The sequence below is a fragment of the Microbacterium sp. NPDC006705 genome (genome assembly GCF_044903545.1).
GTDB lineage: Bacteria > Actinomycetota > Actinomycetes > Actinomycetales > Microbacteriaceae > Microbacterium > Microbacterium plantarum.
In genome coordinates this window covers 690404-705103 of record NZ_JBJDQQ010000001.1, presented here as the reverse complement: position 1 = coordinate 705103, position 14700 = coordinate 690404, and the positions used below count along the sequence as shown (strand labels likewise).

The following is a 14700-nucleotide window of genomic DNA, read 5'->3' as shown; positions in this document are numbered from 1 at the left end:
CCGTGGCCGCCGGACGGCGGAGACGGGGGCTTTCGTCATGCGGCGACACCTGCCGGCGGCGCGCCCGGACCCGCGACTAGGCTCGCGGAATGAGCATCCAGCCCCTCGACGCCCTCCCGCTCGAGACGCTGCGGCGACGGTCGAGCACGAAATGGCGATCGTACCCGCACGACGTCATCCCGATGTTCGTCGCGGAGACCGATTTCGCGCTCGCGGAGCCCATCACGCAGGCTCTGCGCGACGCGGTGGAGATCGGCGACACCGGTTATACGCCTCCGCAGCCCGGTATCGCGGAGGCGTTCGTCGGGTTCGCCCAGCGGCGATGGGGATGGACGGTCGACCCGAGCCGGGTCCGCTGGACCGGGGACGTCATGATGGGCGTCGTCGAGCTCTTGCGCGCCACGGTCTCGCCGGGCGATCGCGTCGTCGTCAACCCTCCGGTGTATCCGCCGTTCTTCGACACGGTGGCCGAGGCGGGCGCCATCGTCGAAGAGGTGCCCCTCGTCGACACCGGCACGGCCTGGGAGCTCGACCTCGACGGCATCGAGCGAGCCCTCGCCGGGGGCGCGCGGGCCGTTCTGCTCTGCAATCCGCACAACCCCACGGGAACCGTGCACTCGCTGGAATCGCTCCGTGCGCTCGCGACCCTCGCGCACCGGTACGGCGCCGTCGTGATCAGCGACGAGATCCACGGTCCCCTCGCGGCAGCCGACGTCGTCTTCACCCCGTTCCTCACAGCATCGCCGGAAGCCGCCGCCGTCGGCTTCGCGGTCACGAGCGCGTCGAAGGCCTACAACCTCGCTGGGCTGAAATGCGCCGTGCTCGTGACGGCATCCGAGACGAACGCTGACGTCGTTCGGGGACTGCCCTGGGAGGTGGAGTGGCGCACGGGTCTCTTCGGCGCGCTCGCAGCGATCGCCGCCTTCTCGCCGGAATCCGATGCCTGGCTCGACGGCCTGCTCGCGCGCCTCGATGTCAACCGGCGGCTGTTGGGCGAGCTGCTGACCGAGCACCTTCCGCTGGCGCGCTTTCGCATCCCCGACGCGGGATTCCTCGCGTGGATCGACGTGTCGGCGTACGGCTGGGGCGATGATCCAGCCGACCCGATCCGAGAAGGTTCCCGTGTCGCCCTCCACCACGGCCCGTTCTTCGGTACGGAGGGCATCGGGCACGTGCGCCTGAACTTCGGCTGTGGGCCCGACGTACTGCGAGACGCCGTCAGCCGTGTCGGTGCGTTCGCGCGTCAGACGGTGCTCACCCGCGGCTGAATCGGTGGCGCCGCACGCGCGTCGTCAGTTCTCGGAGCGCCCGAGACGCCAGTAGCCCATGAAGGCGACGGCTCGGCGGTCGACCCCGACGGTGCCGACCAGGTGGCGTCGCAGCGTCTTGATCGCGGATGCCTCTCCCGCGAGCCAGGCGTACAGCGGCGCGCGTTTCAGGGCGGCGCCGCCCTTCGCCGTACGCGGCACCTCCCACAGGATGTCGGCGTCGATGTCGATCTCCTCCACTTCGGCGCCGATGCCCGCGGGGGCGAGGCGCGCAGCGGTGTCTTCCACCGCCGGGATCAGATGCGCGTGACGTTCGCCGTCATCACTGCGCGCGGCGATGCGACGCTCGAACCCGGGGTGGTGGGGGAGGTAGTCGATATCAGCCACCGTGGGGACCTCGAGCACCACGGTGCCGCGAGCGTCGAGCGGCAACTGCTCCAGGATCGTCGCGATCGCAGGCGCTGCTGTCTCGTCGCCGGCGAGCAGGATCGCGTCGGTATCCGCCGGCGGAACGAAATCGATCCCGTAGCTCACTCCGACGTGCGTGGTCGTCGGCGCCAGGATGAGCACTTCGTCGCCGACGCGTGCGTTCGCGATCCATGCCGACGCCGGCCCGAGGACGTCGTGGGCGACCATGTCGATGTCGACTTCTTGCACGGTGGGGCGGACGGCGCGCGTCGTGTACGTCCGCATCACGGGGCGGGCGTCGGGGGAGAGGGCGCGCCACCCCTCGTACCAGTCGGGGCCCGTGGGCATCGTGTCGATCGACGCGGTGTCTGTGGGGAAGAGGATCTTCACCCGCTGGTCGAAGCCCGGATCACCGTACTCGGCCAGGTCTTCGCCGCGGAAGGTGAACCGGCGGAAGCTGGGGGTCAGGTCGGTGATCGCCGCGACGGATACGCGGAAGAAGTCGAGTGCGGGACGAGTCATGGTTTTCCAATCAGCTCTGCAGGCACGTGGTGACGGCCGATCGGCAGCACGAGCGGCCGCCCCGTGAGCGGGTCGGGGATGACGCGACTGTCGAGCCCGAAGACCGCGCGCACGGTCTCGGCCGTCAAGACCTCGGTGGGATCTCCGGCACCGTAGAGGCGTCCACCGGCCATGGCGACGAGGTGGTCGGCGTACCGCGCCGCGAGGTTCAGGTCGTGCAGGACCATCACGATCGTCGTCCCGCGGCTGCGGTTGAGGTCGGTGAGAAGGTCCAGGACGTCGATCTGGTGGCTCACATCGAGGAACGTCGTGGGCTCGTCGAGCAGGAGCACATCGGTCTGCTGCGCCAGGGCCATCGCTATCCAGACGCGCTGACGCTGGCCGCCCGACAGCTCGTCGACGGAGCGATCGGCGATGGCGGCGGTGTCGGTGGCGTCGAGGGCCCGGGCCACTGCCTCGTCGTCCGTGCGCGTCCACCGCGCCAGGGGCCCGTGGTGCGGGGTTCGTCCGCGGCTCACGAGGTCGGAGACCGAGATGCCTTCCGGCGCGATCGGCGACTGCGGCAGCAGACCCAGATCGCGGGCCACCTGTTTCGTGGGCAGCCGGTGGATGTCTTTGCCGTCGAGCAGCACACTGCCGGTGCGGGGGGTGAGCAGGCGTGCCATCGACTTCAGCAGCGTCGACTTGCCGCACGCGTTGGCGCCGACGATCGCGGTGACGCGGCCCCCGGGTACGACGAGGTCGAGCTCGTCGACGATGATGCGGTCGCCGTAGCCGAGGCGCACGCCGCGTGCTTCGAGTGAGCGGTCCGCGGTCATAGTGAGCCTCCTGAGCGGCTGCTGCGGATGAGCAGGAAGATGAGATAGGGGGCGCCCAGCACCCCGGTGACGACTCCGACGGGCAGACGGATTCCGAGCAGGTACTGCGCCGTGAGATCGGCGACGAGGACGAGCAGCGACCCGAAGAGTCCGGCGGCCAAGACGGGGGAGCCGACGGGCCCGAGCATCCGTGCGGCGATCGGGCCGGAGAGGAATGCGACGAACGAGATCGGGCCGGCGGCGGCGGTCGCGAAGGCGAGGAGCGCAACCGCGGCGATGATCAGCAGGACGCGACGGCGTTCGACGGGAACGCCGAGTGCTGCCGCGGTGTCGTCGCCGAGTCGCATGAGTTCGAGATCGCGGGTCAGCCAGAGCAGGGCCGGGACGACCACGATCATCGTGAGGGCCAGGGGGATGGCCTGGTCCCAGGAGGCGCCGTTGAGGTTGCCCGTGATCCACCGCATCGCCGCCTGCAGGTCCCACTCCGCCGCGCGCGAGAGCACGTAGGACACGACGCTGTTGAAGATCGCCGCGACGCCGATTCCGATGAGGATGAAGCGAGCCCCGGCCCCGCCGTCCTTGAAAGCGAGCAGGTAGATCATCAGCGCCGTCACGAGGGCGGCGACGGTGGCGAGCAGGGAGATGCCGGTCTCGCTGAGCGAGAGGAAGACGATGCCGACCACGGCGGCCGCGCTCGCACCCGCGTTGACGCCGATGATGTCGGGGCTGGCGAGCGGATTGCGCAGCATCGTCTGGAACACCGCGCCGCCCATGCCGAAGCACAGGCCGGTGAGGAGAGCGACGGTGGCTCGGGGCAGTCGCAGCTCGCCGACGGTGAACGAAGCGCCGGGGACGGTCTGGCCGGTGATGACGCCCCACACCTCGGCGGGAGTGTAGAAGGTCTGACCGACCATGAGCGAGACCGCGTACATGACCACGACGGCCGTCAGCAGGGAGCCGAGGACGATGCGTCGGCGCCAGGCGCGGCGGGCGCGGCCGGAGACGACGATGTCGACTGTCGTGCGGGGAGCGGCGGCGGTCACAGCGCGCGCATCTTCTGTCGGCGGACGATCGCGATGAAGAAAGGAGCGCCGATGAGCGCGGTCACGATCCCGACCTCGACTTCCTGAGGCCGGGCGATCACACGGCCGACGACGTCGGCGACGATCAGAAGGCCCCCGCCGACGAGAGCTGAGACGGGCAGGAGCCACCGATGGTCCGGACCGACGAGCAGGCGGCAGATGTGGGGCACGATCAGCCCGACGAAGCCGATGGGGCCGGCGACGGCGGTCGCCGCGCCGCACAGGATGACGGCGCCGAGCGCGGCGATCAGACGTACGGTGCGCACACGCTCGCCCAGGCCCGCGGCGAGCTCGTCGCCGAGCGCGAGGGAGTTGAGCGCGGCACTGGCCGCGAGACAGATCACCATGCCGACGGCGAGGAAGGGGAGCACGAGCAGGATCTTCTCGACGGTGGCACCGCCGACGCCGCCGATCTGCCAGAACCGGAAGACACTCATGACGTCGATGCGGGGGAGGAGGATGGCGCTGATCAGGGAGCTGAAGGCGACTGCTGTGGCGGCTCCGGCGAGGGCGAGCTTGAGGGGGCTCGCGCCGCCCCGGCCCAGCGAGCCGATCGTGTAGACGAAGACCGCCGCGATCGCCGCGCCGAGCATCGCGAGCCAGATGTAGCCGAACGCGCCGGTGACGCCGAAGAACGCGAGCCCGATGACGACCGCGAGCGACGCACCGCCGTTGATGCCGAGAATCTGCGGGTCGGCGAGGGGGTTGCGCGTGACTCCCTGCATCACGGCGCCCGATACGGCGAGGGCGGCTCCGACGACGAGAGCGAGCACGGTGCGCGGAACGCGCTTGGCGACCGCGGCCGCGGAGGTGCTCTCGATGCTTCCGCTGAGCCCGGCGACGATGTCGTCGAAACTGACCGCTCGCGTTCCGAAGGTCACCGAGACGATGCCGGCCGCGAGGACGAGCAGAGCGAGAACGATGAGCCAGACGACCCGCCGCCGCCGGGAGCGGCGCCGCGGGGGCGCGCTCACGGCGGCGGGGGCCGTCGTCACGGTCGTGACGCTCACGGCATCCGACGAGGATCGACTGCGGTCACGAGGTCGCCTTCGCGGCCGCCGCGCCGATCATGTCGACGTACGTCGACGTCAGTGGGCCGGTGATCGAGAGGGGGCTGGGGTTGGCCGCCGCGGCGAGCGGGTCGTTCGCCGCGGGCAGCACGACCACGGCTCCCGAGGCGACGGCGGGGATCCGCGACAGCAGCGGATCGGCCTGCATGGCGGCCAGCGTGGAATCGTCGCCGTAGGTCACGAGCACCTGGAGGTCGGAGAACCGCTCGATCTCCTCCGTGCTGTTGGTGATCCAGAACTGGTCGGTGCCCTGGGACTGCTCAGTAACGGTCGCGGCCGGCGTGAGCCCCAGGTCTTCGAGGAAGAGGGGCCGCGGGTCGGCGGTCGAGTAGAAGCCGATCTGGCTGAGGTCGGTCGCGTCGAAGGAGCTGAAGAGCGTCGTCTTGCCGGCGATGTCGGGGTAGGCGCCCGTCAGCTCGTCCAGGTGCGCCGTGAGCTCGTCGACGAGCGCCTCCGCCTCGTCCTTGAGGCCGAGCGCCGTACCGTTCATGACGGTGAGCTCCTGCCAGCTGGTGCCCCACGCGATGTCGGGGTACGCGACGACCGGCGCGATCTTGGTCAGGGTGTCGTAGTCGTCCTGCGTCAGACCCGAGTAGGCCGCGAGGATGACGTCGGGCTGCGTGTCCGCGACGGCTTCGAAGTCGATGCCCTCGGCCTCGTCGAAGAGCACGGGAGTCTCGCCGCCGAGCTCGTCGAGCTTGTCCTCCACCCAGGGGAGGATCCCGTCGCCGTCATCGTCGCCCCAGGTGACGGCGGGCATGCCGACCGGGACGACGCCCAGGGCGAGCGCGGCCTCCTGGTTTCCCCATGAGACGGTCGCAACGCGCGTCGGCTTGCTCTCGATCGTGGTCTGACCGAACGCGTGGTCGATCGTGACGGGGAAGGCGTCGGACGATGCGTCACCGGAGGCGGCGGGTGCCGAGTCGGGAGCGGCGGTCGAACCGCAGCCGGCGAGGAGCAGCGTGGCTGCGATCAGGGCTGCGGCGGCTGTGCGGATGCGGGGCACAGGGGCCTCCAAGAGGAGAGGTGAGTAAGGGCAGGCTTACTTTACGTCCGCCATGCCGATCCCGCCAATCCGCTGCAGTCGCCCTGAAGGTCAGGGGACCCGCGGAGCGGAGCGCTGACACCGAGTAGGATGAGAGGCTGGCCGTTCGGCCGACCTCCCTGTTCCTGACGATTGGACGTTCGCTGTGCTCGCCGTGCACGACCTCGAAATCCGCGTGGGCGCGCGCACGCTGATGGCGGACGTGTCCTTCCGCGTCTCCGACGGCGACAAGATCGGACTCGTCGGGCGCAACGGCGCGGGCAAGACCACTCTCACCAAGGTGCTCGCCGGTGACCTCTTGCCGAGTGACGGCAAGGTCGAACGTTCGGGCGAGCTCGGCTACCTCCCGCAGGACCCCCGATCGGGTGACCCGGAGATGCTCGCACGCACGCGCATCCTCGACGCGCGCGGCCTCGGCACGATCGCGGTGGAGATGCAGAGCGCGTCGCTCGAGATGGGTTCCGAAGACGAAGCCGTGGCGGGAAAAGCCATGCGCCGTTACGGCAACCTCATGGAGCGTTTCGAGGCGCTCGGCGGCTATGCAGCCGAGGCCGAAGCGGCATCCATCGCCCACAACCTGTCGCTGCCGGATCGGATCCTCGACCAGCCGCTGAAGACCCTGTCCGGTGGGCAGCGGCGACGCATCGAACTCGCCCGCATCCTGTTCTCGGACGCGCAGACGATGATCCTCGACGAGCCCACGAACCACCTCGACGCAGACAGCGTGGTCTGGCTGCGCGAGTTCCTCAAGGGATACAAGGGCGGACTGATCGTCATCAGCCACGATGTGGAGCTGGTCGGCGAGACCGTCAACCGCGTCTTCTACCTCGACGCCATGCGCCAGGTCATCGACGTCTACAACATGAACTGGAAGAACTACCTGCGCCAGCGGGTCGCCGACGAGGAGCGCCGCAAGAAGGAGCGTGCGAACGCCGAGAAGAAGGCCACCGCACTGCAGCAGCAGGCGGCCCGGTTCGGTGCGAAGGCGAGCAAGGCCGCCGCGGCGCACCAGATGGTGGCACGCGCTGAGAAGCTGCTCTCCGGTCTCGACGAGGTGCGCCAGGAGGACCGCGTCGCGAAGCTGCGCTTCCCCAAGCCCGCCCCGTGCGGCAAGACGCCGCTGATGGCGTCAGGGCTGTCCAAGTCCTACGGGTCGCTCGAGATCTTCACCGACGTCGATCTCGCGATCGACCGCGGCTCGAAGGTGGTCGTGCTGGGGCTGAACGGTGCCGGCAAGACGACGCTGCTGCGCATCCTCGCGGGCGTCGATCAGCCCGATACCGGAGTGCTGGAGCCGGGGCATGGGCTTCGTATCGGCTACTACGCGCAGGAGCACGAGAACCTCGATGTGGCGCGGTCCGTGCTGCAGAACATGATGTCCGCGGCGCCGGACATCACCGAGACCGAGGCGCGCAAGGTGCTCGGGTCGTTCCTGTTCACCGGAGACGACGTGCTCAAGCCCGCGGGTGTGCTCTCCGGCGGAGAGAAGACACGGCTCTCGCTCGCGACCCTCGTCGTCTCGTCGGCGAACATGCTGTTGCTCGACGAGCCGACGAACAACCTCGACCCCGCCTCACGCGACGAGATCCTCGGAGCGCTCGCGCACTACGAGGGCGCTGTCGTGCTGGTGTCGCATGACGAGGGCGCGGTGGAGGCCCTCAACCCCGAGCGAGTGCTGATCCTGCCCGACGGCGTCGAGGACATCTGGGGACGCGACTACCTCGAGCTCATCACCCTGGCCTGACCTGACCTGACCTGACCTGGCCTGGCCGGGCCTGAGCCGACCGGGCCGCGCGATCAGCTGCGCGACGAGTCGAGGATCGCGTCCTCGTCCTCCATGTCGCGGTCGCGCTTGGTGTCGCGACGGCGACGCAGGCTGGGCGGGACGACCGACGACTCGTGCGGACCGGATGCCGTGCCGGCAGGCGCCGGTGATTCCTCGGAGACCGGGGCGGTGAGCGCGGCGGCGGCTGCGGCATCCTCTTCGTCTTCACGCCGGTGACGGCGCTCGGTGCGGATCATGTACCAGATGAAGACGAAGCCCATGATCGCGAACAGGATCCACTGGATCGCATACGACAGGTGCGGTCCCGGATCCTCGGACGGGCTCGGCATGGCTCCGAGGCTGTCGGCGGGGGCGGGGTCCTCGGAGACGAGGAGCCCGTACGCCGACGTCACGACATCGCCGGCGAGGCCCGCTTCTCCGGCGACGAGGTCGACGTTGATCGTCGGGACCTGGCCGTCGGGCGCCGAGCGCCCCGAGGTGGGGGCGGCTTCGGCGGGCTTCAGCCGGGCCACCACCGTCACCGTGCCCGAGGGCGGTGCGGCTATCGCGGCCGGCACGGGGCTGTCGGACGCCGGTGGAACCCAGCCGCGATCGACGACGAAGATGCGACCGTCCGTCGTCTCGAACGGCACGAGGACCTCGAAGGCCGATGTGCCCCCGTGCGGGCGGTTGCGAACGAGCACCTGATCGTCGGCGCGGTACTGGCCGATCAGCTCCACGGGGTGCCACTCGTCCGCCGGGTCGAGCTCCGCGCCTGACGGCAGGATGTCGGACAGCGGCGCGGGGTCGGCGTCGTAGTTCCGCTCGACGAGCTCGAGCTGAGCGCTGCGCTCTTCGTTGCGCGTGAACTGCCAGTTCGACAGGTAGGCGCAGGCGATCGCGAAAGCCACGGCGACGGCGACATAGCCCGTCCAGCGCACAGCGGTCTTGCCTCTCACGACCCACCTGCTTCGCTGTTGTCGACGACGAGACGCTCCACGCTCACGGGGAAGTCGCGTGCGGCGACGAACTCTCTCAGGTATGCGACGTGGTCGTCGCAGGCCACCCAGATCTTCCGCCGGTCGGCGGTATGGATGCGGGGATTGCGCCAGATGACCCGCCACCGTGCCGACGCGCGGCATCCGGCGCGGGAGCACTCGATGTCGTTCACTCCGGCCGCGACTCCCGGATCTCGATCACGGTCGGCTTCGCGGGTTCCTGCGGCTTGCTCGGCGACTCCTCCGGGCGCTCGGGCAGCGCCGCGAGGGGTGAGACGGCCGCGGGTTCGCGCACGTCGTCGCCGACGTTCGCGATGACCACCGCGAAGTAGGGGAGGAAGATCGCACCGACCGCGAGGGCGGCCGTGTGCCAGCCGTAGGGGGCGATGACGACCATGAGGACGAAGCACACCACGCGCACCGCCATCATGATGAAGTACTTCGTCATGCGACGGTTCGAGTCGTCGTGCGGGGCTCGCGGGAGCGAGGTCGCCGACGGTGTGGCGGTCTGATGCTTCACGGTGCATCAAGGATACGCCCGCGGTGAGTGGTGCGGCCGGGCTCAGAAGCTCGACGAGTAACTGGTGTAGCTGTCCTGCTCGATGGCCCAGCCGATGAACGACGCGACGATGATGATGCCGACGATCGCGAGAGCGAGGCCCGCATAGCCGACGATGAGGCCGGCCAACGCCATTCCTCGCCCGTTCTCGTTGGTCCGCTTGATCTGCGACAGCGAGATGTGGCCCATGATCACACCGGCGACCGACCCGATGACCGGGAGCAGCCAGATGAAGCCCACGATCGAGGCGATCATCGACACGATCGCGAGCGTGTTCGTCTTCTGCGGCTGGTAACCGCCGTGGCCGTACGCCGGGGGCGGATACCCCGCCGGCTGGTACGCCTGCTGCTGGGGCGGGGTGGCGTACGGCGGCGCCGGGGGCGGGACCGGCGCGCCGGAGGCGGGCTGTCCGGGCGCGGGGTACGGCTGCTGCGGCTGGGGCTGGTCGCTCACATCTGCTCCTCGTCGACGTCGGGCCGCCAGCTTATCGGTCGTCAGCCTCGCGCACGCTCCCGCTAGGCTTGCGGGGTTCCCGCCGCAGACACAGGAGAGTCGCATGTCCACGTCCCGAGTCGTTCTCGTCACCGGAGGAAACCGCGGCATCGGCCGCGCGATCGCGGAGCGTTTCATCGCCGACGGTCACCGCGTCGCTGTGACGGCACGGTCGGGCGAAGGCCCCGAGGGTGCGCTGACGGTTCGTGCCGACGTGACGGATGCGGCATCCATCGACGCAGCGTTCACCCAGGTGGAGAGTGAACTCGGTCCCGTGGAGGTCGTGGTCGCGAACGCCGGGATCACGAAGGACACGCTTCTGCTGCGTATGACGGAGGACGACTTCGACTCCGTCGTCGCGACGAACCTCGGTGGCGCCTTCCGTGTCGTCAAGCGCGCCTCGAAGGGCATGCTGCGGGCGAAGTGGGGCCGCGTCATCCTCATCTCGAGCGTCGTCGGGCTGTTCGGTTCGGCGGGGCAGATCAACTACTCCTCGTCGAAGGCCGCGCTCGTCGGCTTCGCCCGTTCGCTCACCCGAGAGCTCGGCGCGCGCGGCATCACCGCGAACGTCGTCGCGCCGGGGTTCATCGAGACCGACATGACGGCGGCTCTTCCCGAGGAAACACAGGCCGAGTACAAGCGCAGCATTCCGGCGGGTCGTTACGGCTCGTCTGCCGACGTGGCCGGGGCTGTGGCCTGGCTCGCCTCGGATGACGCGGCGTACATCTCCGGCGCTGTCATCCCGGTCGACGGCGGCCTCGGAATGGGACACTGACGCGCCGTCGAGCGTCACATGAGCGCGGCGACGATCTCGCGCCCGAGGCGGTCGGGCTGCGAGAACTGCGGCCAGTGACCTGAACCGAGCTCGACGACCGTGACGTCGTCGAGAGCGTCGAACTCCTCGAGGAACGGCGGCCACGCCGTCAGCATCTCGCGGACTCCCGGTTCGTCGGCCGAGCCCGACAGGACAGTCACCGGGATGCCGTGTCGGCGGGCGTCGCGCAGCTCGACGGCGTCGGTCGGCACCGCGGCCGGAACCGGGTGCGTGCGAGCCGCCCACCGGGCACGCGTGCCGTCGTCGAGGTCGGCGACATCCGGTTCGTCGAAGAACTCCCAACCGGGGAACGGCACGACGCCGTCGACGACCGGGAACGCCGAGATCTCGGCGCCGGGCGCGGGCGGAAGAGTGTCGACGAGGACGACCCGCGCGATGCGATCGGGGCGCCGGTCAGCGGCCGCCCACGCGACGTTCCCGCCACCGCTGTGCCCCACGAGAGCGAGCTGGCCGGGGAGGTCGTCGATACGGGCGACCACCGCGTCGACCCAGTCGCGGAGCGTCGTCGAGGGCGCTCCGGCGGTGTCACCGACACCGGGCATCGTGAGGGCGTGCGGGTGGTGTCCGGCATCGTGGAGGGCGGGGACGACATCGTCCCAGGACGAGGCGTCGAGCCAGAGGCCCGGGATGACGATCACGTGCATGACCCGACCGTAGCGCTCGGCCCGGACACGCGACAGCCTCGTCTCAGGGGAGGAGCGGGATGACCTCTCGCAGGTCGACCGGGCCGACCACGACGTCCGCCTGGCGGCGCACCGCGGGCTTGGCGTTGAACGCGACGCCGAGGCCGGCAGCCGCCATCATCCGCAGGTCGTTCGCCCCGTCGCCGATGGCGATCGTCCGGGTGAGAGGAACCTCGTGGCCGTCCGCCCATTCGCGCAAGGACGCCGCTTTGGCCTCCGCGTCGACGATGGTGCCCGCGACCGTGCCGTCCAGCGTCGCGCCGTCGGTGCCGAGCCGATTGGCGCGCCACAGGTCGACCGCCAGCCCGGGAGCGATGTGATCGAGCACCTCGTGGAAGCCCCCGGAGACGACAGCGGCAGCGCCGCCGCGCTCGTGGATGGCGGCGATGAGCTCAGCCGCGCCCGGCGTCGGCTCGACGCGCGACCGCACCCGCTCGAAGGCCGTGAGCGGCACTCCCGCGAGCTGTGCGACGCGTGAGCGCAGGCTCGACCCGAAGTCGACCTCCCCGCGCATCGCCGCCTCCGTCGCGGCGGCGACCTCCGCGCCGCGTCCTGCTTCGTCGGCGATGAGCTCGATGACCTCGTTGCGCAGGAGGGTCGAGTCGGCATCGAAGACGACGAGGAAACGCGCGTGGGGCATGACCACCACGCTAGCGGGAACGCGCGTCAGCGCTCGACGCGCGCGTTCTTGCCGACGACGGTGATGCCGGTGTCGGTCACCGTGAAACCGCGGGCGAGATCGCGCTCACGGTCGACGCCCACCGTGGCACCGTCTTCGAGCACGACGTTCTTGTCGAGGATCGCCCGGTGCACACGCGCCCCCGCGCCGACGCTGACGTAGTCGAACAGCACCGAGTCGGTTATGGTCGCGCCGCCCCCGGAGAGTGTCCACGGGCCGACGACGCTGCGCTCGAGATGGGTCCCCGACAGCACGGAGCCGAGCGAGACGATCGAGTCGATCGCATTGCCCATGCGTCCCACGCTGTCGCGGACGAACTTCGCCGGCGGCGAGTTGACGGCTTGGGAGTGGATCTGCCAGTCGGTGTTGTACAGGTTGAAGATCGGCAGCGTCGAGATGAGGTCCATGTGGGCGTCGAAGAACGACTCGATGGTGCCGACGTCGCGCCAGTAGTTGCGATCCCGCGGGGTCGAGCCGGGCACGTCGTTCCGCTTGAAGTCGTAGACGGCCGCCTCGCCTCGGTTCACGAAGTAGGGGATGATGTCGCCGCCCATGTCGTGGTTCGACGTCGGCAGCTCGCCGTCGGCCTCGACCGCCTCGATGAGGGCGTCGGTGTCGAAGATGTAGTTGCCCATCGAGGCCAGCACCTCGTGCGGCGAGTCGGGCAGCCCGGCGGGGCTCTGCGGCTTCTCGAGGAACTCCCGGATGCGGGTCTCGTCAGCGGGGTCGACGTCGATGACCCCGAACTGGTTGGCGAGCCCGATGGGCTGGCGGATGCCGGCGACTGTCGCGCGGGCGCCGGAGGCGATGTGCGCGTCGAGCATCTGACGGAAGTCCATGCGGTACACGTGGTCGGCGCCGATCACGACGACGATGTCGGGCTTCTCATCGTTGATGAGGTTCAGGGACTGGAGGATCGCGTCGGCCGAGCCGGAGAACCACCGCTTTCCCAGACGCTGCTGTGCGGGAACGGAAGCCACATAGGAGTCCAGCAGGGCCGACATGCGCCACGTCTGCGACACGTGGCGGTCGAGGCTGTGCGACTTGTACTGGGTCAGCACGACGACCTGGCGCAGGCCCGAGTTGATCAGGTTGGAGATCGCGAAATCGATCAGGCGGTACTGGCCGCCGAACGGGACGGCGGGCTTGGCGCGGTCTGCCGTCAACGGCATCAGGCGCTTTCCCTCGCCGCCGGCGAGAACGATTCCGAAGACCTTGGGCGCTGCTGGCATGGCACCACACTAGGCCCGCCGAACGCTCCTGTACTAGCGTTCGAGACATGCGTGTAGACATCGTCTCGAAGGAGTATCCTCCCGCGATCTATGGGGGAGCGGGGGTGCACGTCACCGAGCTCGTCCGCGCCCTGCGCGCGTCGATGGAGGTGCAGGTGCGCGCCTTCGGGGCCGACCGGGAGGAGCCCGACACCACGTCCTATGCCACACCGGTCGGACTCCTCGACGCGAACGGCGCGCTGCAGACGCTCGGCACCGACCTCGAGATCGTGGGGGATGTCGCCGGCGCGGACGTCGTGCACAGCCACACCTGGTACGCCAACTTCGCGGGTCATCTCGCCTCGCTCCTGCACGGCATCCCGCACGTCGTCACAGCGCACTCGCTCGAGCCGCTGCGTCCCTGGAAGGCCGAGCAGCTCGGCGGCGGCTACGCCGTGTCGAGCTACATCGAGAAGACGGCATACGAGAACGCGGCCGCGATCATCGCCGTGAGCGACGGCATGCGCCGCGACATCCTGCGCAGCTATCCGGATCTCGATCCCGAGAAGGTCTCGGTGATCTACAACGGCATCGACGTCGAGTCGTGGCGCCCCGTCCACGATCCCGCGGTCCTCGAGCGCCACGGCATCGATCCCGCACGCCCCTCGGTGGTCTTCGTCGGCCGCATCACGCGGCAGAAGGGGCTGCCCTACTTCCTGCGCGCGGCTCGTCTCCTGCCCGCCGACGTCCAGGTCGTCCTCTGCGCGGGCGCGCCCGACACGGCCGAGATCATGGCCGAGGTGCAGGGGCTCGTGCGCGAGCTGCAGGCCGAGCGCTCGGGTGTCGTCTGGATCGAGGAGTTCCTTCAGCGCGACGAGCTCTGCGCGATCCTCAGCGCCGCGACGACGTTCGTCTGTCCGTCGGTCTACGAGCCGCTCGGCATCGTCAACCTCGAGGCGATGGCGTGCGGCGCCGCCGTCGTCGGTACCGCGACCGGCGGCATCCCGGAGGTCGTCGTCGACGGCGTGACCGGGCGCCTCGTTCCCATCGAGCAGTCGGACGACGGCACCGGGACGCCGCTCGATCCCGACAGGTTCGTCGCCGATCTGGCCGCCACCTTGACCGAGGTCGTCTCGGATCCCGAGACGGCGCGACGCTACGGCGCCGCGGGCCGCGAGCGTGCCGCCGACTCGTTCAGCTGGGCCGCGATCGCGGACGAGACCGCCGCGTTGTACGCGAGAGTGGCGGGGCTCGGCCGCTAGGCT

General features: G+C 69.7%; 16 protein-coding genes. 4 read left to right on the top strand and 12 right to left on the bottom strand.

Annotation, left to right across the window (positions count from 1 at the left end):
- Positions 1-89: 89 nt before the first annotated feature.
- Entirely contained in the window at positions 90-1268 is a 1179-nt protein-coding gene (locus tag ACI2K6_RS03400; protein WP_274177661.1) for a MalY/PatB family protein, read from the top strand.
- A 24-nt stretch (positions 1269-1292) separates the two neighbouring features.
- Here ACI2K6_RS03400 and ACI2K6_RS03395 read toward each other — a convergent pair whose 3' ends face one another.
- Genes ACI2K6_RS03395 through ACI2K6_RS03375 form a run of 5 tightly spaced genes read right to left on the bottom strand, consistent with a single transcriptional unit; the run spans position 1293 to position 6174 of the window.
- On the bottom strand, positions 1293-2198 hold the full coding sequence (locus ACI2K6_RS03395) for a siderophore-interacting protein (RefSeq protein WP_274177662.1): 906 nt from the start codon (positions 2196-2198) through the stop codon (positions 1293-1295).
- Positions 2195-3016 (bottom strand): ABC transporter ATP-binding protein, encoded by an 822-nt coding sequence (locus ACI2K6_RS03390; protein ID WP_274177663.1) that lies wholly within the window; start codon positions 3014-3016, stop codon positions 2195-2197. Before ACI2K6_RS03390 ends, ACI2K6_RS03395 begins: the two co-directional genes overlap by 4 nt.
- The gene (locus ACI2K6_RS03385; RefSeq protein ID WP_269266565.1) at positions 3013-4059 is read right to left on the bottom strand and encodes an iron chelate uptake ABC transporter family permease subunit; all 1047 of its coding nucleotides are present in this window, start codon (positions 4057-4059) and stop codon (positions 3013-3015) included. Before ACI2K6_RS03385 ends, ACI2K6_RS03390 begins: the two co-directional genes overlap by 4 nt.
- Complete coding sequence (locus tag ACI2K6_RS03380; RefSeq protein ID WP_274177664.1) at positions 4056-5108, bottom strand: iron ABC transporter permease; 1053 nt, start codon at positions 5106-5108, stop codon at positions 4056-4058. Before ACI2K6_RS03380 ends, ACI2K6_RS03385 begins: the two co-directional genes overlap by 4 nt.
- A 25-nt stretch (positions 5109-5133) precedes the next feature.
- Entirely contained in the window at positions 5134-6174 is a 1041-nt protein-coding gene (locus ACI2K6_RS03375) for an iron-siderophore ABC transporter substrate-binding protein (RefSeq protein ID WP_404568082.1), read from the bottom strand.
- A 184-nt stretch (positions 6175-6358) separates the two neighbouring features.
- Between ACI2K6_RS03375 and abc-f the strand changes: the two genes are divergently transcribed.
- Positions 6359-7957, top strand: coding sequence for a ribosomal protection-like ABC-F family protein (gene abc-f, locus ACI2K6_RS03370; RefSeq protein ID WP_112614064.1), 1599 nt, complete (start codon positions 6359-6361; stop codon positions 7955-7957).
- A 53-nt stretch (positions 7958-8010) separates the two neighbouring features.
- Here the strand turns inward: abc-f and ACI2K6_RS03365 are convergent, their stop codons facing one another.
- The 4 genes from ACI2K6_RS03365 to ACI2K6_RS03350 are packed head-to-tail and all read right to left on the bottom strand — an operon-like array spanning position 8011 to position 9988.
- A complete protein-coding gene (locus ACI2K6_RS03365) occupies positions 8011-8937 on the bottom strand; it encodes an SURF1 family protein (RefSeq protein WP_274177665.1) in 927 nt (308 codons plus the stop codon).
- Positions 8934-9149, bottom strand: coding sequence for a hypothetical protein (locus ACI2K6_RS03360; protein ID WP_112614068.1), 216 nt, complete (start codon positions 9147-9149; stop codon positions 8934-8936). Before ACI2K6_RS03360 ends, ACI2K6_RS03365 begins: the two co-directional genes overlap by 4 nt.
- On the bottom strand, positions 9146-9496 hold the full coding sequence (locus ACI2K6_RS03355; RefSeq protein WP_114587870.1) for a DUF3099 domain-containing protein: 351 nt from the start codon (positions 9494-9496) through the stop codon (positions 9146-9148). The genes ACI2K6_RS03360 and ACI2K6_RS03355 overlap by 4 nt, the downstream gene beginning before the upstream one ends.
- A gap of 42 nt (positions 9497-9538) precedes the next feature.
- Positions 9539-9988, bottom strand: a complete 450-nt coding sequence (locus ACI2K6_RS03350) for a DUF4190 domain-containing protein (RefSeq protein WP_240309659.1) — start codon at positions 9986-9988, stop codon at positions 9539-9541.
- Between the two features lie 103 nt (positions 9989-10091).
- On the opposite strand from ACI2K6_RS03350, the gene fabG reads away from it, so the two are divergent.
- Positions 10092-10802, top strand: coding sequence for a 3-oxoacyl-ACP reductase FabG (gene fabG, locus ACI2K6_RS03345; RefSeq protein WP_404568081.1), 711 nt, complete (start codon positions 10092-10094; stop codon positions 10800-10802).
- A gap of 14 nt (positions 10803-10816) precedes the next feature.
- Here the strand turns inward: fabG and ACI2K6_RS03340 are convergent, their stop codons facing one another.
- From ACI2K6_RS03340 to glgC, 3 genes are read right to left on the bottom strand one after another with little or no spacing between them, the layout of a single operon-like run.
- The gene (locus tag ACI2K6_RS03340) at positions 10817-11506 is read right to left on the bottom strand and encodes an alpha/beta fold hydrolase (protein ID WP_274177666.1); all 690 of its coding nucleotides are present in this window, start codon (positions 11504-11506) and stop codon (positions 10817-10819) included.
- 43 nt (positions 11507-11549) lie between these two features.
- Positions 11550-12185 (bottom strand): phosphoserine phosphatase SerB, encoded by a 636-nt coding sequence (gene serB / locus ACI2K6_RS03335; protein WP_404568080.1) that lies wholly within the window; start codon positions 12183-12185, stop codon positions 11550-11552.
- Between the two features lie 26 nt (positions 12186-12211).
- Positions 12212-13456: a glucose-1-phosphate adenylyltransferase gene (glgC, locus tag ACI2K6_RS03330; RefSeq protein WP_112614076.1), complete on the bottom strand. Its 1245-nt coding sequence runs from the start codon at positions 13454-13456 to the stop codon at positions 12212-12214.
- 47 nt (positions 13457-13503) lie between these two features.
- Here glgC and glgA point away from each other — a divergent pair, with 47 nt between their 5' ends.
- On the top strand, positions 13504-14697 hold the full coding sequence (gene glgA / locus ACI2K6_RS03325) for a glycogen synthase (RefSeq protein WP_404568079.1): 1194 nt from the start codon (positions 13504-13506) through the stop codon (positions 14695-14697).
- Positions 14698-14700 lie beyond the last annotated feature (3 nt).